Annotated in this window: 31 protein-coding genes; 19 read left to right on the forward strand and 12 right to left on the reverse strand. The window is 33.6% G+C overall.

Features of this window, described 5'->3' with window-relative positions:
- Positions 1-56: 56 nt before the first annotated feature.
- The 6 genes from BC351_RS00420 to BC351_RS41975 all read right to left on the reverse strand — a co-directional run bounded on the left by BC351_RS00420 (position 57) and on the right by BC351_RS41975 (position 7,383).
- Positions 57-2,639: a hypothetical protein gene (locus BC351_RS00420; RefSeq protein WP_244208844.1), complete on the reverse strand. Its 2,583-nt coding sequence runs from the start codon at positions 2,637-2,639 to the stop codon at positions 57-59.
- 26 nt (positions 2,640-2,665) lie between these two features.
- Positions 2,666-2,899 (reverse strand): hypothetical protein, encoded by a 234-nt coding sequence (locus BC351_RS00425; RefSeq protein WP_079408735.1) that lies wholly within the window; start codon positions 2,897-2,899, stop codon positions 2,666-2,668.
- A 195-nt stretch (positions 2,900-3,094) separates the two neighbouring features.
- Positions 3,095-5,350 (reverse strand): FtsK/SpoIIIE domain-containing protein, encoded by a 2,256-nt coding sequence (locus BC351_RS00430; protein ID WP_079408736.1) that lies wholly within the window; start codon positions 5,348-5,350, stop codon positions 3,095-3,097.
- Positions 5,351-5,463: 113 nt separating this feature from the next.
- Entirely contained in the window at positions 5,464-6,732 is a 1,269-nt protein-coding gene (locus BC351_RS00435; RefSeq protein ID WP_144028210.1) for a hypothetical protein, read from the reverse strand.
- Positions 6,717-7,244: a hypothetical protein gene (locus BC351_RS00440; protein WP_079408738.1), complete on the reverse strand. Its 528-nt coding sequence runs from the start codon at positions 7,242-7,244 to the stop codon at positions 6,717-6,719. Before BC351_RS00440 ends, BC351_RS00435 begins: the two co-directional genes overlap by 16 nt.
- On the reverse strand, positions 7,207-7,383 hold the full coding sequence (locus tag BC351_RS41975) for a hypothetical protein (RefSeq protein ID WP_158081938.1): 177 nt from the start codon (positions 7,381-7,383) through the stop codon (positions 7,207-7,209). The genes BC351_RS00440 and BC351_RS41975 overlap by 38 nt, the downstream gene beginning before the upstream one ends.
- Positions 7,384-7,429: 46 nt before the next feature.
- On the opposite strand from BC351_RS41975, the gene BC351_RS41305 reads away from it, so the two are divergent.
- Positions 7,430-7,615, forward strand: coding sequence for a hypothetical protein (locus tag BC351_RS41305; RefSeq protein WP_144028211.1), 186 nt, complete (start codon positions 7,430-7,432; stop codon positions 7,613-7,615).
- A gap of 101 nt (positions 7,616-7,716) precedes the next feature.
- Here the strand turns inward: BC351_RS41305 and BC351_RS41980 are convergent, their stop codons facing one another.
- The 5 genes from BC351_RS41980 to BC351_RS00455 form a co-directional block, all read right to left on the reverse strand.
- The gene (locus BC351_RS41980; protein ID WP_158081939.1) at positions 7,717-7,863 is read right to left on the reverse strand and encodes a hypothetical protein; all 147 of its coding nucleotides are present in this window, start codon (positions 7,861-7,863) and stop codon (positions 7,717-7,719) included.
- Positions 7,864-7,892: 29 nt separating this feature from the next.
- Positions 7,893-8,027 carry a hypothetical protein gene (locus BC351_RS43785; RefSeq protein WP_279628288.1) on the reverse strand — a complete coding sequence of 45 codons (135 nt, stop codon included), beginning with the start codon at positions 8,025-8,027 and terminating at the stop codon, positions 7,893-7,895.
- 20 nt (positions 8,028-8,047) lie between these two features.
- Positions 8,048-8,263 (reverse strand): hypothetical protein, encoded by a 216-nt coding sequence (locus tag BC351_RS00445; protein ID WP_079408739.1) that lies wholly within the window; start codon positions 8,261-8,263, stop codon positions 8,048-8,050.
- 157 nt (positions 8,264-8,420) lie between these two features.
- Positions 8,421-8,654 (reverse strand): hypothetical protein, encoded by a 234-nt coding sequence (locus tag BC351_RS00450; RefSeq protein WP_079408740.1) that lies wholly within the window; start codon positions 8,652-8,654, stop codon positions 8,421-8,423.
- Positions 8,647-9,453, reverse strand: a complete 807-nt coding sequence (locus tag BC351_RS00455; RefSeq protein ID WP_079408741.1) for a ParM/StbA family protein — start codon at positions 9,451-9,453, stop codon at positions 8,647-8,649. The genes BC351_RS00450 and BC351_RS00455 overlap by 8 nt, the downstream gene beginning before the upstream one ends.
- A gap of 239 nt (positions 9,454-9,692) precedes the next feature.
- Here BC351_RS00455 and BC351_RS00460 point away from each other — a divergent pair, with 239 nt between their 5' ends.
- From BC351_RS00460 to BC351_RS00490, 8 genes are all read left to right on the forward strand, one after another.
- Positions 9,693-9,917: a helix-turn-helix domain-containing protein gene (locus BC351_RS00460; RefSeq protein ID WP_079408742.1), complete on the forward strand. Its 225-nt coding sequence runs from the start codon at positions 9,693-9,695 to the stop codon at positions 9,915-9,917.
- A gap of 131 nt (positions 9,918-10,048) precedes the next feature.
- Positions 10,049-10,210 carry a helix-turn-helix domain-containing protein gene (locus BC351_RS41310; protein WP_144028212.1) on the forward strand — a complete coding sequence of 54 codons (162 nt, stop codon included), beginning with the start codon at positions 10,049-10,051 and terminating at the stop codon, positions 10,208-10,210.
- Between the two features lie 180 nt (positions 10,211-10,390).
- Complete coding sequence (locus BC351_RS00465; protein WP_079408743.1) at positions 10,391-12,472, forward strand: AAA family ATPase; 2,082 nt, start codon at positions 10,391-10,393, stop codon at positions 12,470-12,472.
- A 33-nt stretch (positions 12,473-12,505) separates the two neighbouring features.
- Positions 12,506-14,356: a hypothetical protein gene (locus tag BC351_RS00470; RefSeq protein WP_079408744.1), complete on the forward strand. Its 1,851-nt coding sequence runs from the start codon at positions 12,506-12,508 to the stop codon at positions 14,354-14,356.
- Between the two features lie 904 nt (positions 14,357-15,260).
- Positions 15,261-16,325 carry a tyrosine-type recombinase/integrase gene (locus BC351_RS00475; RefSeq protein ID WP_079408745.1) on the forward strand — a complete coding sequence of 355 codons (1,065 nt, stop codon included), beginning with the start codon at positions 15,261-15,263 and terminating at the stop codon, positions 16,323-16,325.
- Positions 16,326-17,186: a tyrosine-type recombinase/integrase gene (locus BC351_RS00480; protein ID WP_079408746.1), complete on the forward strand. Its 861-nt coding sequence runs from the start codon at positions 16,326-16,328 to the stop codon at positions 17,184-17,186.
- 185 nt (positions 17,187-17,371) lie between these two features.
- Positions 17,372-17,608 (forward strand): hypothetical protein, encoded by a 237-nt coding sequence (locus BC351_RS00485; RefSeq protein WP_079408747.1) that lies wholly within the window; start codon positions 17,372-17,374, stop codon positions 17,606-17,608.
- A 339-nt stretch (positions 17,609-17,947) separates the two neighbouring features.
- The gene (locus BC351_RS00490) at positions 17,948-18,286 is read left to right on the forward strand and encodes a hypothetical protein (protein WP_079408748.1); all 339 of its coding nucleotides are present in this window, start codon (positions 17,948-17,950) and stop codon (positions 18,284-18,286) included.
- Between the two features lie 52 nt (positions 18,287-18,338).
- Here BC351_RS00490 and BC351_RS00495 read toward each other — a convergent pair whose 3' ends face one another.
- The gene (locus BC351_RS00495) at positions 18,339-18,599 is read right to left on the reverse strand and encodes a helix-turn-helix domain-containing protein (RefSeq protein WP_079408749.1); all 261 of its coding nucleotides are present in this window, start codon (positions 18,597-18,599) and stop codon (positions 18,339-18,341) included.
- Positions 18,600-18,746: 147 nt separating this feature from the next.
- Between BC351_RS00495 and BC351_RS00500 the strand changes: the two genes are divergently transcribed.
- The 10 genes from BC351_RS00500 to BC351_RS00540 all read left to right on the forward strand — a co-directional run bounded on the left by BC351_RS00500 (position 18,747) and on the right by BC351_RS00540 (position 21,768).
- Positions 18,747-18,959: a hypothetical protein gene (locus tag BC351_RS00500; protein ID WP_079408750.1), complete on the forward strand. Its 213-nt coding sequence runs from the start codon at positions 18,747-18,749 to the stop codon at positions 18,957-18,959.
- A 65-nt stretch (positions 18,960-19,024) separates the two neighbouring features.
- Positions 19,025-19,264, forward strand: a complete 240-nt coding sequence (locus tag BC351_RS00505) for a hypothetical protein (protein ID WP_079408751.1) — start codon at positions 19,025-19,027, stop codon at positions 19,262-19,264.
- Between the two features lie 32 nt (positions 19,265-19,296).
- A complete protein-coding gene (locus BC351_RS00510; RefSeq protein WP_079408752.1) occupies positions 19,297-19,506 on the forward strand; it encodes a hypothetical protein in 210 nt (69 codons plus the stop codon).
- Positions 19,507-19,554: 48 nt separating this feature from the next.
- Positions 19,555-19,890, forward strand: a complete 336-nt coding sequence (locus BC351_RS00515; protein WP_079408753.1) for a hypothetical protein — start codon at positions 19,555-19,557, stop codon at positions 19,888-19,890.
- Position 19,891: 1 nt separating this feature from the next.
- Positions 19,892-20,092, forward strand: coding sequence for a hypothetical protein (locus BC351_RS00520; RefSeq protein ID WP_079408754.1), 201 nt, complete (start codon positions 19,892-19,894; stop codon positions 20,090-20,092).
- Positions 20,093-20,173: 81 nt separating this feature from the next.
- The gene (locus tag BC351_RS00525; protein WP_079408755.1) at positions 20,174-20,404 is read left to right on the forward strand and encodes a hypothetical protein; all 231 of its coding nucleotides are present in this window, start codon (positions 20,174-20,176) and stop codon (positions 20,402-20,404) included.
- Between the two features lie 83 nt (positions 20,405-20,487).
- Positions 20,488-20,664, forward strand: a complete 177-nt coding sequence (locus tag BC351_RS41985) for a hypothetical protein (RefSeq protein WP_158081940.1) — start codon at positions 20,488-20,490, stop codon at positions 20,662-20,664.
- Positions 20,661-20,924 (forward strand): hypothetical protein, encoded by a 264-nt coding sequence (locus BC351_RS00530; RefSeq protein ID WP_079408756.1) that lies wholly within the window; start codon positions 20,661-20,663, stop codon positions 20,922-20,924. Before BC351_RS41985 ends, BC351_RS00530 begins: the two co-directional genes overlap by 4 nt.
- Before the next feature lie 111 nt (positions 20,925-21,035).
- The gene (locus BC351_RS00535; protein ID WP_079408757.1) at positions 21,036-21,236 is read left to right on the forward strand and encodes a hypothetical protein; all 201 of its coding nucleotides are present in this window, start codon (positions 21,036-21,038) and stop codon (positions 21,234-21,236) included.
- Positions 21,237-21,303: 67 nt separating this feature from the next.
- Positions 21,304-21,768 carry a hypothetical protein gene (locus tag BC351_RS00540; RefSeq protein WP_079408758.1) on the forward strand — a complete coding sequence of 155 codons (465 nt, stop codon included), beginning with the start codon at positions 21,304-21,306 and terminating at the stop codon, positions 21,766-21,768.
- The last annotated feature ends 139 nt before the right edge of the window (positions 21,769-21,907 follow it).

The raw sequence follows: 21,907 nt of genomic DNA on the forward strand, positions 1-21,907 counted from the left end.
TGATTGTAGATAGCTGAAAACCTAGTGTTTATAAGGTATTTTTTATTATTTTTACTTTATAAGTGTGTAAATTTTGATGAAAAAGCTGATAAAAACAGGTTTTTATGTGATGCATGCAATACGCTTAGAAGTCTAGATGCAATTTTATCCTTCTTGTTTTTTGATAATTTTAATAAGATTGCATACATCGTTTCATTGCTCATTTTAAGTTTATCAATATAAAACTTATAGTATTTGACAATATCGTCAACCCTTCTGTCTGTTTCTTCTTCAGTTAGATTGCTTGCATATGTATTGTTAATTTTAGAAACCATATTCTCTACATAACTAAAAACCCTCGACTCCTGCCTGCGAAGACTGTCTTTGATATCATAATTTACGAGAAGGTCTTTTATGGGGATGTCATTTTTCCGATCTGCGTAACTCAGTCCTGTCATTTCTTCGAAGAGTAAGTCCATTGGACAATCATATTTTGTTGTTTCAATATCTCTATTTTGACTAACATACTTCCAGAACAGAGGTTTTTCTTTTTTAAGTTCACTCGTCTTACTAACATAATCAATTTCTTTATTAATATTGATATCAAACATTTTTTTTGCAAGATCTATGCATATCCCCGATAGTACTGTAACAACATCCACTTTTTTCATCAGTCCAATCAATTCGCTCTCTGAGTGTCCATTATTCAGCAAGTCCCAATACCTCGACATACACAACTGTCCTGTATTTACTGTTCTGCCAATATATCTTTGACTGTTGGACAGTTCGTTATCAATGATAGCCATATCTTCATTAGAAACTTTATATTTCTTTTTGCTACTTTTTACTTTGTTTATACAGACATTATACTTTTCAAATAGCTTTTTACTGATAGACAATAAGTGGTCGTTATCAATTAATAGCACAGTGTCTGAGTCATAATCACATCCAGACAATATGTCTTGAAGGGGAAATCCTATAGCATTAACGCACACTATATTGTCCGTTAAGTTAAAATAATTTTCTATATCTTTATTGTTTATATTATTTGCAACTAGAACATTGCTTGGACTTGTATGCGGATTTCGAAATCCTGTGATCTCTTTAAAGTCGAACATTGTGGTATATACTTCATTATAATTCAAGGCCAAAGATTTTGGATTCTTTATATTGAGTTCTCCTATAGCATGATATAAGAACTCCATGGGATTGCCCAGCATTACACAGTAATCTCCGCGGAGTCTAACCTTGCCGTTTTTAATATGCGTTACATGTCCATTTATTATCTCTGTTCTAAATTTTCTGAATATTTTCGTCTGAGATATTTCGTCATTATGCTCATACAAATCTGCAAACATTTTATTGCAATTTATATCGTTAGCATTATCTCTTATGTAGGCAGCAAAGAAATCATCATTGTTTTTTAATTGATCTATAAATTCTTTCTCTAGTTCTGTAAATTTTGCCACATCTTCTTTAGTCATAGGGAGAGAATTTAACATTTGGTAACTAGTCTGCTGGATTATGTTTCCATCACTTCCGAATCCAAGTTTAGATTTTTTTTCATTCTTGCATACTCCGAACACACATTTATCCTTGATAACAATTCTCTTCCAATAATCCCACATCTTCTTGGGAGATCCTACTATTTTGTTGAATTTCAAAGCTTTAAGGCTACTCGGTGTTGTTATAAGATGGATGTCTTTAGCGAATACCTTTTCACCTTTAAACATGCTTTGCAGTTTCCAGTCTTCGTATTTAATGCCATTAGGACATTTAGACCTTAAGAATTCCTGTATGTTGCAGTTGAATGCGGCACTTTTAAACATATGGTTTCTTAGCAACATCATTGACTTACCATCGGAAAAATACATAGCATCGAGAAGTGACTCTCCGTCAAATAAACTATTTCTAATTTCTGATTCTTCTGTGAAACTGTCTAAGTACCCATCTTTGCCAGTACGAACAACATTTGAAATTCGAGTAAATTTACTTTCAACATCTTCTAACATCAATATATTATTTGGATGAATTGTTACTGTGCTTTCAATTGATGATCCAACAAGGCTTTCATAGGCGAGAAGAGAGGGGAAATCAACTTCATCTGCTTGTGGCCTGTTTCTAAATTCAAGGTTCATGCGACTCCATTTAATCATAGGATCATACAATTTCTCTTTAATAAAAAGACACTGACCAATTCTCGACTTCGCACTAGATCTTTTGTAAACAACATATTTTACACCATTATAAATAAATCCTTCTGTGTAGAGTTTCTTCCTTAATTCACTATAGGATACTTCGCGCCACTTTTCTTCTTTAATTTGTGACTCAATTAATTGAACGAATTCGCTCAGTTTTTGTTTATAGTCAGATTTATTGTCGTCGAGCATATGTACTTTTGCAGTTAATTTCTTAATGAGACTATTGCCAGAGTGTACTTTTTGTTTGAACTTTACATTTATAATATCTGAAGATATTAATTTACCATTTGCCTTCTTTGGTGATAACTTTAATCCTGTCGCAATAAGCTTATTCAATTCGAGACTCGAAGGAATCATACCTATGTATTTAAGTTCAAGTTCTCTACCTCTAAACATATAATTAAATATGTCACTACCTTCAATTGAAGGTATATATACAGGCTTACTCAATTCCGTCAATATTAGAATCCTCCTCTAATGGTTAATTATTTAATTTCCAATTTTTCATATGTATTATTCTTCAACATAATCAACTCATCATCATATGTATCATTCAAATCTTCCAAATATAACCTATCATCATATGTATTACATTTAATTACCTCGTTCCATTCTTCCCAACTATAGTGTTCTCCATTGTAATCTACTATTGAATCCCAGTAGCCATCCTGCCAAGTATAGATAGAAGATCCCTGTCTTCGTTGTTGTTTCTTTCTCATTTAATCATTTAAACTCCTTTATTCTTTTATTTTTATTTTTAACTATTTATTGTAATTATTTTTTTCTTTTAGTAAAACGGTTTTAATCACCTCCCACTAATAACTTACCACGAATTTACAAATGATGTCAATGTTATTTTTATTTTATAAAATGAAAAGGGGCTGCAGTTCACAGCTCCCAATGAAAGATTGCTTTCATTTGATTTTGGCAAGTTCTGATTTTCTCTGATCCTCACTTAATACCATCTCATAGCCTTTTGCCTTAGACCTATGCTTCAACAACCACCCTAAATCAACGAGAGACATCATCATTTCGCTTACTTTCTCTGAGCGCACACCAAGACACTTCTGCAACACAGTTACACGTGTTTCTCCACTTTCCAATATGGTTCGTTTCAACTTAGTCATATCTTCATCTTCAGGTGCCGCCTCGCTATCTATACTAAGCGTCTCTTTCTTGAAGTTTCCTTTCCAATATCCTGCCAAATGCTCGATGATTCGGTCTTGCTCATCGTCATCTCTGCCAATCAATGCACCTTGGAATCTCACTAATCCTTGAATTCCTTCAAAACTCAGTAGTCCATCACCTCGGCCTAAGAGTTGCATCTTCGGAACTTCATCTAAAGCAACCTTATAACTCGTTCCATCAGCACAAGTGAAACAAACGCGAGATGGGATATTTCCTTTGATGAGAGAAGTGACTACAGTGGCGAGAGGCTTTTGTGTTGCAACAATGAGATAGATTCCACTAGCCCTCGATTTTTGTGCCAACAATATTATTTGTTTTTCTAAGGCTGGCATTGTCATTATCAAATCAGCTAATTCGTCAATGACAATAACGATATAGGGGAGGCGTTCCTTTTCATTTTTATTAAACTGCTGAATATTTTTATATCCTTTCTTAGCGAGGAGAGTATATCTATCCTCCATTTTTTCGACCATTGCTACAAGTGAAAGGAATGCTTCTTTATTATCAGTTACAACGTCCATCACATGAGGGTATTTTCTATAGCCTGCCAACTCAACTTGCTTAGGATCGATAAGTAGCATTTGGAGGTGTTTTGGCGATCTCAGCAACATCATAATAACTAATAAGCAATTCAGGAACACACTCTTACCTGAACCCTGAGATCCAGCAATAAGCAAATTTCGAATCCGAGTCAAGTCATCATAAATAATCTCACCATCGGAGCCAATGCCAGCAATAAAAGGTATTTCACTGTTCTTAATGAATTTTTGAAATTCAGGATTCTCTAAACAATCTCTGATGAATACTTTTTCTCTTACATCTTGGGGAATGACAACCGAAACTGTTGATGGCTCTTTCCCTTGTTCTATATTAATGTGACTCAATGCGAGTTCGGTTTGTATATCTGGAATAGACTTTTGCAACTGTGATAATCTAAGTCCTTCAGGTAAATTGAAATTTATTCTTCGAACAGTTGATCCATGTTGAATAGAGTTAATTTTTATTTGGGTGTCTTTTATCAAGTTTAATTTCTTAAATGCTTTATTGAATCTCTGTGCTACATTTTTATCATCTTCTCTTACAACTCTCTCACCTCTAGGAAATATTTCGTAAACATGAGAATTTTCATTTGTCTCTATTTCCTCTGGCGCAACCATCAGTTGCTCAATTTTCTCTTCTTCATCAAACGAAGAGAAGAGGGGCAATAGTTCTGAAACACACATTATTAACTGTGTTGGGACAAATGGAGTTCTCCTCAAATTTATATCTCTAATAAACCTGCTTTTGTTCAACGGAATTCCCATAATCCAACTGTTCGAGTAATTCATTATTGAAAAACCTAACTTAACCTTTGCTGCTAATTGATTTCTCTTTTCTTTATTTCCACCATATATGGCAAATCTAATATATGTCTCATATCCTACCTCGGTGAACTTCTGTTCGGCTCCTTCGATCATGGGATTCTTTCCAAAAAACTCTTCTTTATTCTGTAGGAATTCGAGTATACGATGTTGGATAGACCTAACTACTTTATTCTTAGTTGGTAACTCAATTCCACTAATATAACTGTGGTATTGGAGCTTAGAATCGATTTGCCAGTCAACACCTTGAACCTTCTTCAATATTATTTGAATGATGATCTTTTCATCAGCTAAAGTTTTATCCGTATATTTGATAATCGAACTCATGATATTCTCTTCTAGTTGCATACGAAAAGGAAAACATATTGGCTTATAACTGCTCAACGAATAACATGATAGTTCCTTTAGATCAGTTTGAATCATCAACTTCGGCTTTCTTTCTAGTTCCAAGTCCTCCATTTGTGAGAACAAGTATTTTTTTACCCTGTGCCTTGTAATAAGCCATTCTAAACCAAGAGTCCCCTCCGATGAAGATAGAAGGGACTCAGCATATTCAAATGTGAGATCACCATAAATGAAAGTAGATGTGTCAACTGACGCATTAAAGATGTTTAATTTCATTTTTAAACACCCTTACACCAATTCGATACAGAATAATTATTACAACAGTTGTATTGGTCAATAGGGCAGTAGCGTTTAATATTAAAATAGCAGTAAGCATATGATACAACCTCCTAAGATTTATTCATCCATCTCCAAACATTACCCAAGATTCCTGCGGATTTAATTGCTACATTTTCACTTTTGATTTTCATTTTTTTTGCTTTATTCCACACAGCTATCCTTTTACTATTCATATCTTTAACTGACTCTAGCATTCCACTGCCACGATCTGTTCCAGCTAACTGTGTCAGAACACTTGGTGGATGAGCGAGTGTGTGTATACCACCAATTGCTAAAATCATTTTTGAAATCACCCCTGTAGCAGTTGTTGGATTGGGAGTTGCAAATAAAACTATCCCCAATAATGAGACAAATACTGCATATATGAGTTGTTTCTTGCAAGTGTCTTTAAGAGATACCAGCCAAGTATCAAAATAATGACGAGTATCATCAAATACATAGCAGCTCATTGAAAAGGGAGTTACGATGCCTTGAATTAGAATATTAAACCACCTACGACCATGAAAAGTAATTAAGGGAAAGAATTGTACTATGACAAGTATTAAAAAAATGATCATTAATAGTACGTTTAAGAAATCAAACATTATTGAAGTTGAAAAAATACTCACAACATCTTTACTTGCAATCTCCCCACCAGCTAAACCAGTAATAAAATGTGTAAGTTTGTTAAGCCATTTAATACCTTGCGTGAAGAGGAGTGGTGTGGCCGCTGAAACAGATAAAGCGATAGGAAATCTCTTTAATATGTTTTTCATGGATGTGTGCTTGCGATTAAATATGCACTTTATTCCTTGAATCATCGTAAGGATAGTCACAAGAGATACATTCACTGTTGTGAATTTAATAATTGCATCCGAAAACCAAGATCCTTCGAAAAGCCAGTCTGGTGTCATTAACACCACATCACATACAAATTGATAGACAGACTTAAATCCCCATTGAATTGCACTGTGAGTTGAAGTATTTACTAACGCCACTGTGTATAAGATAATTTCTTTAAACCATTCAGGGGCGTAGTGAGTTAGGGGCGCTGCGTTCACATGGTCATATAGAAATTTAGTGAAATCAATTTTGTCATCTGTTGTATCAGGTGTTGAGAGTGCTTGCTGATGTAAATTATCAGCAATTTCTGCAATTTTTGATTTAATGCCTAGCCACTCAGATATTGAGAAATGAGGAGCGGCTATATCAATCACATCAGAGACAATTTCATCTTTGTGTTCTGCTACTAACGGAATGAATCCCTTTGGATTAAAGATCATATCGGAGAATGAAGGAATAGATGCAAAGCCTGCAATCCTAGTTACATTTGAAACCAAGCTTGAATTGGTTTTACGAGAGGATGAAAGGCTGGTATCGTAGAGAACAGCAGCATTGCGAGTCCAACTACCAAGGCAACACTGACTGGTGCGAGAAGTACTTGGGCTAATCCTCTGTAAATGTTCTGTCGCCATTGATCTGCAGAAGAGCCCCCAAAAAACATTTTCCAGACTCCTGCTAGCATCAAGGCTACAACTGAAGCAAGCACTCCCAATCCTGCCACTGACAACATTAGAATGATCAGCGTATTTACTAAATCTGGGTCTATATTGGGTGGTGTTGGAGTGGGAGCCATAGTTTCTGCCATTGTTGGATCTGCAAGCATTAACATTGACAAGCACACCATTGACGTTGTGGAAAGTAGATTTTTGAACTTTTTCGCTTGCTTCGGGTTTGATTTCACCTCGCTCTCTAGAATGGCAAGAAAATTTATCTTTACGTATTCTCTTGGTCTTAACTCTAGTGGTTTGATATCAACGGACGGTGATCTCGCTATGAGCATCGTTTTCATGGATACCTCCTCCTTTCTTTTTGAAGGATGGTTTCTTATTTATAAGATTTTCAACATATATGATTCCAAGAACGCCACCTATAAAAATGAATATCTTGATTCCTAACTTTATAACCGCAATTGTAGTTACCGTTTCCATTGCCAAACACCTCCGAGTATACAAACCGAAAATATGAGCATTCTAAGTGAATAAAAAGGAGTGTGATTTAATGTTTTTTAATAACCTATTTACCACAATGATTGGGAAACCAAAATGGAAGATAGAATTTGAAGAAAATATTATTGAAATTGAGATGAAGACTGGATTGACTAGAGAAGAGTTAGTTAGGGTGGCTAATGTTTTGGAGGAAATGAGGATAATAAAACCTTAAACCGCCAATTTTCCAAAATATAGGGATCGATATGTAGGGGAAGGGGCTGAAAAATGGCGGTTTGTTTGTAATTAGGTGAGTAGGGGATTGGGGAATACGGATTAACCCACTTGTTTTTCTGTGTCAGAATCAACTTCCTGATCTTTTACCGTGTTAAGAATATTATCAAAACCTTGCGGTGTGAGATAAACATTAACGCCTTGCTTTTGTAATTCAATCAAAAACTCCACCATATTTACATTTTTCATATCGACCACGCTCCATTATTTTTATTTGACTAAGCAGATAAGTCCGCGTTTTGCTCCTCTTCTAATGCAATTCTCCAGAATTCCACCCATCCATCATCTGTTAAATATGGTTCTCTACCATTTTTCATAATTTCTAGTATTTCTCTAATTAATGTTTGTGCCATGAAGTACACTCTCCTTTTTGTTAAAAAATCCAATCAACTAAATGATTTATTGCTTTGATAATGTAATGTGGTGCATTTATCGGATTCATGTCTGCACTTATAAGATGTGAGCCACCAACAGACAACTCTACATTAATGCTTTGTGTAATCACTTTTGTTAATTCATTTGAAGCTTCAATGTAGGTTTGTGCAAATGAGTCAACTTCAAGCGGAGCGTTGTTGATTCTGATTAGCATTATGTTTCACCATCTTTCCATGATCTATTATTTTATAAACCATCCATGCTCCCATTACCCAATAACGATATGGTGGAAATGCAACATAAACAATGATAGTTGCCGCGGACAACAATAGCTTTGCTCCAGTTCTCGATTTCATTTGTATTCACCTCATTTACACGTTAATAATGCTCATTACATCATCGACACTTATATCATTTTGAACTGTGTCCATTGAAAAGCCACTCTTCGCACTACCTATCATACCCATTTTTCTTAAAAACAACGTCTCCCTGATAAAGCTGCTACGATTTTTTGTTTCTTCGTCTATCCATTCCAATAAATCCATATGCGATTTGTTCTCAGGATTCAAGGCGACCTGCAGGCAAATTTGTTTTTGATTATCCATATGCTCTCTCTCCTAGTGCAAAGTTTCCTATTGCATTGGCATATTCGTAGTTATTATGGATGGTTGGATTGCTTTCAGGATAGATATCTCGAACATACTTGAACATATCAGGTGCCTTACCTCCAATAAGCAGCATTTTCTTACTTGTGCTGTCATTCCATCGCTTTTCCATTTGATTTTTTAGTGAAAGCATTAATGAGGAACAATCATGATCAACCATTGATTCAAATCCAAACTCAAAGGTTTTAGAGCGTTTATCAATAAGTTTTCGCTTTCTTACTGATATGCCATGAATAGTAGAGCTGCCGAAATCCCATATGTTGCAATCATCAGGTAAGTTTGCATCAGAATAATAAGCACTAAGACCTTCAGGACAAACTCCGACATTTCGAATATGGAGTTTAAAAGGTTTTTCATTTACTTTAAATTCTCTATATCCTGAAAGTAGGTTCTTAAGGTTCTCTCGTTCCTTCTTAGTGTTGATTCCAAACGGATTCCCTACTACTAGGTTAAACACGTCACAGGGCAACCTCGAAAGTTCTACGAGTAGATTCAAATGTGTAACAAGATTTGATTTGCCCATATCCTCCGAATTAAGAAAGTTCTGCCCCTCACGATCTGCTAAATCTCCAGCAAAGTACATCTGATTGTTGTATTCAATGATTAGATTATTATCATCCAATTGAATGTTATCTTTTATTTCTCTATAAGTGGCAATCTTACTTAAATGACCCTGTACGCCACCTTTCCATTTTATTTTTGTACGATACTTGCCAATATCAGCACCTACAGTTAGCATTTTTACTTACCTCCTATCTAGATAGTATCTATCTGTGATTTATACGATTATTGCTGCGATTTATATTAAGTGGATAATATCTTTGCTTCGATAAATTCACTATAAACTCGACATTTTGTCCCTAGCAATAGGGTCTACTTGTACTTTTTTCGGAAAGTTTGCAATGCTTGTTTCAAAAGTTAGTATAAAAAACAAATAGTTTGTCCATCCTAATTAAAAAAACAAAAGGATGGATGCATATGTTCGGATTAGGTAAAGATCGTTCGAGACTAGGGAAGTTCTTGGATAATAACGATATTACTCAGGAAGAATTAAAAGATAGTTCAGGACTATCGAGAGATGGGATCTCGCTGCTGTGCAAAGGAAAAACTAATATTAATCCAACCGAGAATACAATGCGGAAAATCGTTGGGGCACTGAGACGTATGGGGCACGATGTTGATATGGAAGACTTTTGGGGATGAAATCCTTTAGTATAAAATAAAAATAATTATTTACAATATATATTTATGGTGTTAGTATTGTAGTGGGACATGATTTTTGCTCCACTATTTTTTATTGTGTGCTTAACAGTAGTAAAGAAAGGAGGGTGAGAATGGATTATAAATCAATTATTGATTCAAAGGGGATTAAACAAAGTTGGATTGCAAAGCAGCTAGGTGTAACTAGAGCAATGGTGAATTTATATATAAAGGGAAAGACTGGAATGGCTCCTGAGAAAGTGCGAAAGATGAATCAGTTATTGGGTATTGAATAAAAATAAAAAAACATATTAGGAGATGGTATATTTATTAATAGTTATATTGAAATTGAGCTGATACCGACAAGAAAGTTATTTTATTCTGATACAACATCGTTTGGAATCTATGCCGCGGAAACAAAAGAAAAAGAAAAGGTTCAATTAAGTAGCTACTACAACTTCACAATTAAAGGAAAAATGCCAAAACTGGAATTGGGTTTGATACACAAAGCTGAAATAGAGGGTGTGGATGATCCGAAGTATGGGTTCGGATACCTAGTTCATTCGATTTATCAGGATGTACCCAAAACAGTTGAAACCCAGAAGGATTATCTTAAGGCTATTTTAACTGAGTTGCAAGTAGGTGAAATATATAAGGTGTATCCAGATGCAGATGTTATTGAATTAATTAAAAATGATGATTTCGAGTACAAAAAGGTCAAAGGTATTGGAGAAACTACATACCAACGAATCAGGCAGAAAATTATTGAGAATTTGGAATTTCAAGATTTGTTCAGTCAACTAGGAAGATACGGAATTACATATGACACCATTAAAAAGTTAATTGATGAATTTGGTTCCAGCACCATTGCCATTCAGAAGATTAAAGAGAATCCGTATGTCCTCATTAGAATTAATGGCATCTCGTTTAAGAAAGCAGATGTAATTGCAAGAAACATGGGAATCTCCTTGGATGATCCTCATCGAATACTTAGCGGTATAAAACACGCGATTGGAGAAGAGCAATCAAAAGGGCACACATACATAGTTCTTAAAGAACTGCTTAAAAACTCGTTTGAATTGTTACAAATCGATACAGAACTTATACATAATCAATTAAATAGCTCTTTAAGTGCTGAAAATCCAGAAATTATTGCTAAAGGTGAAAACATTGCTTTGAATGGCACTTATTTAACTGAGCAAAGCATTGCCAGAAAAATGAAAGGATGGTTGAAGAATTCTGAGAAGTTAGATTTCAATGTTGAAAAATTTATTCAATCTATGGAAGAGAAATATAAAATCGCATTATCTGAGCAACAAAAGGAATTTTTCTATAATATCAAAAACTATAGTGTCAATCTCCTTGTAGGATTTGCAGGCTGCGGCAAGTCAATGTTGCAGAAGCTACTGATTGATTTACTCGAACAGCTTGGATATACATATAAACTACTTGCTCCAACTGGTAAGGCCGCGAAAGTATTATCTGGTTATGCCGATAGAAAAGCAATGACAATTCACAAGGCTATTGGTTACGGTCAAGATAAGAAGGAAAAGGATATTATTGAGATTACTGAGGACTTCGTGATTATAGATGAGGTCAGTATGTTGGATGTGTTTATTGCATCGATGACATTTAATAAAATGATGAATCCTCAAGTAAGAGTACTATTAGTCGGAGATGCATTTCAAATACCTTCCGTACAATGCGGAAACCTGCTTCACGACATGTTGAGCAGCGGAGAAATTCCAACTACAAAGTTAGATATAGTATTTAGACAAAGTGAAGGAGGAATCTTAGACATCGCCACAAAAATCCGCAAAGGCCAGAAATTTGTGGATGATGACTTTACAGGGATGACTAAATTCGGAAAAAACTTAACGTTCCACTCTGTTGAGCAGAAATGGATGCCAAGCGGATACAAGCATTATTATCAGGAGTTTCTTAAAAAGTATAGACCTGAAGACATTCTTATTCTTACTCCAATGAAAAAGGGTGAACTTGGAACGTTCGCCGTAAATAAGACTATTCAAGAAATTGTTAATCCACAAAATGATAATAAGAAAGAACTTGTATATACGGATGATTGTACTTTTAGGATAGACGATTACATTATTAACACAAAGAATACATATGAAATCATGAACACGGGAAATGAACTTGCTGAGATTGTTAATGGTGACACTGGTGTTATTGTAGATATTGTCACTGATTGGAAGAAGGATAAAAATAATGATGACATTCAAATTGATATGAATGGAATTATTGTTGATTTTGATTTTGATACGATCAGGATTCCTTTGGATGACATCAAGCAATTGCTACATAGTTGGTGTATTACCAAACATAAGAGTCAGGGAAGTTCGGCAAAAGTAGTAATTGTAATTTTGGATAAGAGTCATAAGTTTCAAGCAAATGCTAACTTATTGTATACCGCAATTACAAGGGCAGTAGATGAGGCAGTTATTTTATGTCAGGCTGAAACCGTTAATTTTGCGATGAGAAAAGTTGAGAATTTGAAGAGACATACATTCTTAATGGGGATGTTGAAAACAGAGTAAAAATAATTAAATAAATTTATAAGGGGGAATCATGTGGAATTACTGTTAGATATAGTTGAATATAAAAGTAAGCCGAGTAAAGAAGAAGTCAGGAAAATTAACTATAGAATTTTGAATCATCCCAATAAAGTAACAGTGCAACAATTAGCAAATGAAATTTTAAAAGGGAAGACATTCATTCCTGCTTTAATAAACAAAAAAGTAAATGGTAAACTGAGACGATCAATTAATTGTTGGTCGTCTCAGGAGGTTATATGCTTAGATTTCGATGATGGAATGACTATTGAGAATGCTTTAATTGAATTTAAAGATAACGCTGCCTTTATTTATAAAACATTTAACCATACTGACAAACATCATAAATTTAGAGTTGTGTTTATTTTAGACCGCGTAATTACCAACTATAATGATTTTAGCAACATTATGAATGAGCTACTATCTCGGTATCCTATGGCTGATCGGAGTTGCTCTGATGGTTCTCGTATGTTCTATGGTGGTACTGAGATTATGCCAATCAATTATAATAATAGACTTGAAGTTTCAAATTACGTAGATAAAGATAAAAATAATTATAATGGGGATAATGTGTCCACGTTAGTACTAGATCTAAAACACTTTACTCCTTACATGGACACATTATCCCCCCTTGATGTGAATAAGCCTGTAAAATCAAGCAATTTGACCTATATTAGAAGGATGGATTTAGATTCCTTACACTCTGTATTAAATCCAAATGAATTACGAGTACATACGCATGAAGAGGTTTATGATTATGTGAAAAAGCAAAATTTATCTGATTTTCTAGGAGTGACATCTGGAGGTTACTTTAGTTGTATCTTTCATAACGATGTAACTCCTAGTGCAAATATATTTCAAAATTCTGATACTGGTCATTATATGTATAAATGTTTTAGTACAGATTGTACGTTTAAATTTGGAACAATTATGAAGTGTGTTGAAAGGCTATTGAAATGCGATAAGGTTTCAGCTCTAAGATTCCTAAGAAAAGTTTATAAGGTAAATTATCACGAGACAGATTGGCAGAAAGAACAGAAAGAAATTATTGAAGAGAATATGCGTTATGTCAGAAGTGATGATTTTAAACATGAGTACCCAGTGCAATATAAATTGATGAAGCCATACTTAGAAAATCTTCATACATTTTTAAGTTTAGCAAAAGACAATTTACCTCCAGAACAGTACAAAGAAGATCAAAAATTACCTTTGTTTTATACAACAATGAAGCAGTTTGCTAATTTGTGCAGTCAGAAAGATCCAAGAAGATTAGTTGACCGTATAGGATTGTTCGCATTTATGTGCTATCTATACAAACTGAAAGAAGATGAAGTACCAAAACATTTATTAAAAAAGGCTAAATTTGAATTAGTCAAAAATAAAAAAAGAGATGTGATGAATATGCATTCCTTTTTTATGATTGAATCATTTTCCGAGGAGGTTATGACAAGGGCTGAAGGGTACGCTCAGAGCTTTTATGATAACCATTTAACGATGAGTGCTTGGGGATGGGAATTGCTATATAGAACATTTGGGGAAGAAGAAGCAAATAGAGTGTATCCCCAATTGAAGAAGAAGAAAATTACAGAACTTAGTCATAATAGTGCTTATGAAATAGATAAAGCAATAAGAGATTTTATAGCTCAAAGAGGATGGGCAACTGAAAGAGAAGTCTTGGATTACGTTGAGTTGGAAGTTAAAGTGGATACATATAAGAATAGACAAATGAAGAGAATGATTGGTGAATTGCTGGAGAAGTATGGATTGAAGAGAAAGAAGCTGAATAATAAGTTAAAGGAAGCGTTGAGTATTCCTGATTTGCTTAATGAAGATGGGAATATGTGCTATCCCGTTATTATATATAAGTAAGGATTGGATAAAATTTAAGGATGGCTCTATACATGGTCATCCTATTTTGATTTTCAATGTAAAAGTATCCCCCGTGGTATGTATCGACAGTAATCGAGAGATGAAATTTATTGTATCGTAAGTGTGGGTGAAAAGAGAATAAAGTGTTGATACGTAAGGCTTTATAGGCGATTAGGGTAAATTGAGATTGGATTATATCGTGAAAAGGTAGATGAGATAAGGGTTAGAGGTGACATGAGAGGCAAGATATAAGGGGAAAGGTGAGTTTGAGGGTAGATTAGAGGAAAATGAGATGAGGAGAAAACGTTGAAATATAGGGGATCTTGCGATAGCGTATCGATAGCATATTCGATTAAAATTTAGTGGAAAATAGGTGAAAAGTGGTATCGCTTGGTGAGCAGAATGAGTGTCGATGGAGATGAGTTGCGGCGCAATACTTACTTTAAGTAAGTATTGAAGTTGTAAATATACCCCCATATAGGCAATAAAACGCATAAAATAAGGCTTTATAGATACTATGAAATATTAGTTCTAAGGTATCTATGAAATAGGATACAAATGTACAATGAGAACGGGTTAAGGTATGTTGCTACGTCAGGATCAACGTGAACATGAGAGCAATTCAACCTATAAAAACTAATGGGATTAGTCTGACGTTTAAATCGTCTTCTAACAATGATCTGAAGTTTTAACACATTGTTTAGCAACTATACAGTATATAAATTTAACTATATATCTTAATCGCCTTGTCTACTTATACAATGATGTATATTCACACTACACAACATTTCTATATATAATAAAAATAACATTTGACTAATACTATAAAACCGTGTTATATTATATATGAACGGTAAACACATCCATATCATATACTATCACATATCACAAAGGAGGCTTCACAATGTCTGCTCAACCAAATGTTATAGGTTTCAACTCTGACACAGTATACTCTGACATACTAACGTTCATAAATGACGAACGTTTCAGCGAAGGCACACGTATAGGTTACATGCATGATATCAAACTATTCTTCTCATTCATGAATAAGCCATCTATTGAGCAGCTAACGCACAATGACCTACACTATGAGAATAAGGATATCATACGTTACCGTAACTTCCTTATCAATGACAAGCAACATTCTAACGCTACATCTAACCGCAAGCTAGCATCACTCCAGTCTTTATATTCATTCTTTAAGCGCAACAGATATGATACTAAACATGGCATTGATACTGAAGTATTCCAAATTGATAAGCTTAAAAATAAAAGTAAATCATATGGTTATCTTACACCAGAAGAACTACAGGCCATGTTACAACTCGTATTAAATCAAGTTAAAGGGTATGAGAAGTATTGTCTTATTCGATTAGCTACTACTACTAGTCTACGTGAAGATACATTACTAAATCTTACATGGGATAACTTCGAGAAGAATGATCAACAGAACTGTTACTTTGTAAATACTGTTGAGAAGAAAACAGATAAAGAAGTTAGCCAACCCATAAGTGTTAATCTTTACAATGAACTGTTAGAAATTAAGAAGCTCGGCTATTTTCAAAGATATAAAGATAATAAGATCTTCCATGTAACAACTAAAACAATTTGGGAAATGATGTCAACATTAAAAAAAGAATTAAATATCAATGACAAAAGAAAAATAGTTTTCCATTCCTTTCGATCCTATGGAGCTAACTTCATTCTAGAGACAACTGGAGACCTTGTAGCGGCTTCTAACCAGCTAAACCATTCTAATATACAGACTACTTATCAACACTATATAAACAAGACTAAAGACGTTCAAAAGAGTGCTGGATTATTACTTGATGAACAAATAGATCAAGATGCTTTTAATAAGTTAACTTTTGAAGAAATAAAGTTATTATTAAATGATACTAAAAATGGTTTGCGTTCTCAGTTACTTAGAGAGGCAACCAGAATAATAAAAATAAGAGAGGGATTTTAAATGGTCGAATTAGAAGGAAAGAGAAGAGTAAGAGAAAATAAGAAGGATAATGTTACTTATTATATTTATAGATTTATAAACAAGAATGGAGAAGTTATTTATGTTGGGAAAACTGTCCAGCCAATCAAAAATAGAATGGGAGTGCATTTTGGTTTTAGTGGTCATTTAAAATTAGAATGCTATGAACAAAAAGAATCAATTGAGTACATAACTTTAAAAAGTAGAATAGATATGAACATTAAGGAAATGTACTATATCGGAAAATGGAAGCCTGTATTCAATAGTGATTACAATAAATTATACCATGAAGAAATGACAATTAAAATTAATGAAGATGATAATTGGATTATTCTTAATGAGGATATTGAAAAATTCAATGAGAACAAAAAGAAAAAACCTATTAATCATCTAACACTCGAAGATATTAAAAAGTTTGTTGATTCAATTGATGTAAACACACTTACAGGGAAACGCGACAAGGCAATTCTTCTATTAAGCTTTTCATTGGGATTGCGAATAAGTGAACTGACATCAATTAATGTAGAAGATATAGAGATTACAGATAAAGAGTTAATAATAAAAATATTTAACAATACTAAAAATGCATATATTTCAAAAATAGTTATGTACTCACATAATGAATATTGTACAATAGTTGCATTGCAAGACTGGATCAAAAATTCTAAGATAAAAAGCGACTCGCTGTTTCGCTCAATCAAGAAGAGTGATCTTGTTTTTACAAGATTGTCTAGTCAATCAGTTACAGACATAGTAAAAAAATATTCAACCTTGGCAGGATTTGATCCAACACTATATTCTGGTGATTCGTTGAAAAGTGGATACGTTAAATCAAACTTGTAAGAGATACCAGAACAATGCAACAGTATCCTAGGTAAACTATAATAATTATCACATGAGTCATTGACGAATAACAGATTGCGATTTTTATAAAATAAAAATAATGATTGACATTAAATAATTTAATCCGTATAATATGTATTATAAAGAGTTAACCAAATACATATCCACTAGGAGAGTGTTCACTCATGAAAAAGACAACTGAACAACTTATGTCCATTGCCTTAAAATCCGTTAACCGTGCAACTGGTCTTACTTATTCCTCTATCTCATCCTCAGAGCTTCGTCGTGTTCTCATTGAACTAGCAGAAGATGGTGCATGGTCTGAGTATGAAGGTGATGGAGAATTTGACGGAGTTCATATTGATGAAATGTCAGACCGTGAAATTGCTAATATTTTAATTCGTGATTATGAAATAGCATAATAGTATAAAAATAACATATAAGGAGTGTTTAAAATGATTACAATAATCAAACGCCTATACAACTGGTATATTAATCTTGAAGATGAAGATTTCTCAGAGTTTGTTCAATATTAAAAAGGAATTTTTCTAATGCAACTTATAAAAAATAAAAATAAGGCGGTATGTTAAAGTGAAAATCACATTGTCAATTATGTTTACCATTATCCTATTATTTTCATTCTCGACTCAAACTTTTGCAAGATCTTCACACTCTACATATAAATCCCACACATCGCACAAAAGTACACATTCACACAAATCGACAACACACCATTATAAAGCCAAAGGAGCACAACATAAATGAAAAAATTAATCATCTTTATCCTAACTCTTATCCTGTTTTCACTTTTCACATCTCAAGCCTTTGCAGCATCAAACGAAACAACTGTCACGACTACAATTGATTATGTGTACTATGATAACAATGACCATATGTATTACGCGGTTACAACTGAGGATAATACACCTTCTCAAGGCCGTTGGATGCTTGAAATTGAATCATTGTGCTCATTGGATACAAACACACTAGATAGACTAAATAAGGCATACAGAGGCTTACACGTTGTTATAACGTACACTGGAGATATTACAACAGATTCAGATATAGAAATTGTATCAACTGAATTTATAAGCCAATGAACGAACGATTTCAATGGATATTTAATAAATAAAAAAAGACATTCCTATTCATTCAGGATTGTCTTTTGTGTTCTATAGGTAAATATTTAATAACATCCGATTCCGTGAAAACTCTAAGTCCATTTGTCTGACCAAAGAAGTTTAAAGTATCAATAATTTTATGCAGCGTTTCAATCTTAATTTGTTTGGCTGATCCATTTGCTATCTCAGTAACAGTGTTGGATCGGATCTTACCCTCGACAGATAATTGATTCTTAGTAATACCAATTTCAACTAATGTTTTCTCTAAAACAAATTCAATTCTCGAATCCATATATTCTTTCCTCCTTGTCTGCTTGTTCTAAATGATACCATAAAAGGAAAACAAAATAAATCTAAATAGTTCAACTTAAAGGGTTGACTCCAACGTAAAAGGTTGATATTATATATACATAAGGTAACACATACGGAGGCGATTGAAATGGAAATTATTAAAATTGAAACCTCGCTTAGAACATATGAATTACATATTGAAAGTAACAAAATTATCAAATGGTACAATATTGTTGAAGGTGAAAAAGTACCAATGAAGTTTGTAATGAAATCTGAAGGACATAAGGTTTATGAAGATAAGAAAGGTAAATTCATAAAAATAAACCATGAATTAGGAACATACAAACATTATATTAAATAGTAAATATAATAAGGGGATTTAGATCCCCTTGAATTTTTTCTCAATAGTTAATAGGAGAAATTACAATGGATACATATTGTTACCGTGATGTAATTAAAGAATTGAATAAAAATGAAATTGAGAATTTACATTTCAAAGATATTAAAGAACAGTATTACGCGTCTCTTTGTAGTGATGGTAAAATAAGATGGTGTTTTTTTGATAGAGGATATTATAAGGATGAAAATTTATATAGTAAACAAACTCAAGAATATATGAAGAATGCTCAGTTTCTCAAAGTTATTGGTACGCATCCTTGGATATAAGGCAGATTACGCTGCTAGGGAGGAAATAGTAAATGGATATTGACAAAGCATTAAAAGCAATGCCTAAAGAAATTACTTATGATCCAATGGAACATACTTCTATATCTGATTTACTTTTCTTGGTACAACACGAATTGGATTTGATGAGTGAAGAGCCAGAACACTTTGAACATGCTTCTAAGGCTGATTTAATTAATTTAAAAAGAAAATGTGTTAGCTTCATAAAAAAGTATAGCAAATAAAAGCAGGATTTCATCGCAATAAAAATAAAAAATGATGGAGTGATAACAATGAGTAAACTTACACAAAATGATATTGAATGGTTAATAGATATGGTACAACGTGGCGAACTCACTGCAGATCAGGCGAATGTCGAAAAAGTACGCATGGCACGTGTTCAAGTCGTGAGCAAATTATCTTCACAAGTTAGAAAAGCATTAAATGCAGCTGTAAAAACTGGCTATCTAGCACACAAGAAAAAAGAAGAGAGAAAACCAGAGGTTTATTATCATCCAGACTTTGAACATATGGCAAATGAGGAACGGAATAAGCATGAATTAGAAATTATTAGCGCACTTGCTGGAATTGTTGCTAGACCATACGAAAATATTCTAGGAGGAAATTAAAATGGATGATATCACATCACCAAAATATAGCGTAGGCGATACAGTGTCTGCAAATTGGGCAGGAGGGCATACCACAATGCACGTTATTACAAGCATTAAAAGAACAGAACGAGGCTTCTGGTATACTTGGAAAGATGATGGTCGTAATTGTGGAAATGGACTTCACGAACATCACTTAAATATGATGCACAGTAAAAAGTAAAATTCGGATTATGACATATTTCTTTTACAAGTAAGATAATGAAACCTCACTTTTATTAGGTGACATAAAGGAGATTAATTAATGCTAAAACTAAACGATTTCATATTGCTGAAGGCCATATATAGCGAGGAGCTTCACAACGCCATTCTAAAGCGCGATTCCGCGGCAATGAATGCAATTGTACAGAGGGACTATTCAGAGGAGCTAGAGGACGGTTATGTAAGCTTAGAGGCCATTGATACTGATAGGTTGTTCATTGAGTATAGTGAGATCCTGAATGATGAGGAAGTAATGGAAAGATTAATAATTTAAATAATAAAAATAAAGAATGTATTTACATATATAAATAAACGTGTATAATAAATAAATATAAGATATACATGGAGGCGATATACATGTTAGTTAAATTGAACGGTATTAAGTCTGTAGGATCTGTTGTAATTTATGTTGGCGGCAATAAAAAAGAGTACGAGTGTATTGTTGAATCATACAACGAAAAAAGTAATACATATGAGATTGGAACTGCAGATAATCGTTACGGATTCGGCAGTGCAAGTGAACGGAACAATTGATTCAACATAAAACACCAACAGAAGAGGCAATCAATGCTTATTATGCAGCGGTTGAAAAAACAAATCAAGCTTGGATAGCTACTTGTGAAGAAATTAATAAAATCGTTCAAGGGCAGGGATATGCATCCAAGGTTGAATGTCCTAATGATGATTGGATTGAACGTCTTGAAGATGTGGGTTATGCTATGGGTTATGATGCTGCCTATGATGAAATGCACAAAGCGCAAAAAAATATGATCCATTCGGCCATGTCGATATAGTAATGGAAGGATTTCCACTTTGAATAATAAAAATAAAATATGTATTTACATACATAAATATTATGTGATATAATCTCATTATCGAGTTAATATATAGGAGGCGGTTATTTTATGAATCTATACGTAAACCACCAGAAGAAAATTATTTGTGAGACAGTGAAAGAAATCAATTGTCCTGATGTGAGCGGAATAGGTAAAATTGAAAGTGAGTATAAAGGTGTAAAAGAACTACAAGCGAAAATGTTTGTTGAAAAAGAAGGTTTTCGAAAAGTAACTACGAAAGAATTTAGAGATTTACTCAAGGCTCACTAGTATGATAAATGAGTTGTTTTATTGAGAGTAAGAATTTGGTAATATATGAACAACAGGAGGTGCCTCTATGATTCAAAGTAAAATTGCAATTGGTACTAACGTAACTATTACTAGTGGTCGTTTTAAGGACTTCAGTGGTGTAGTTGTAGATCATTTTACAGCAACCAGTAAGGAAACAAATAGGGTCGAAACAGGAGTAATTGTCAAGAACGAAGACGGAGAAGAACGACAAGCATTTGACACTAAAGTTGAAATAGTTAACTCACATTTGGAATTTGAAAAGTATTATATAGAAGAAACCAACAAATTATCTGAAGTTCAATTAAAAAGCTATTTATGTTTAGATGGGAAAGAAAGAACCATTTCAATAAAAAAAGACTATAATGGGAATCTTCATTTCTCATTTAGATTGATTAAGAATGGCGAGACTTGGGGAGCTTCACATTCTACATACAACTTAAATAAAAAAATATTTGGAGATTCACTTGAAAATTTACTTGGAGAGGCCTTTCATAAATTTGAAAGTGAATAGAGGATATTTGTATGAAAAAAACGTGCAATGGATGCGGAGAATGAAAAACATATGGAAACTTCACTAGTCTGATATGACCTTGTGAGGCTTTTTTCTATTTGCATACAAATGCATGTTCGTGCGATACTGTTCTTATAAC

The sequence above is a fragment of the Paenibacillus ferrarius genome (assembly GCF_002027705.1).
Taxonomy (GTDB): Bacteria; Bacillota; Bacilli; order Paenibacillales; family NBRC-103111; genus Paenibacillus_E; species Paenibacillus_E ferrarius.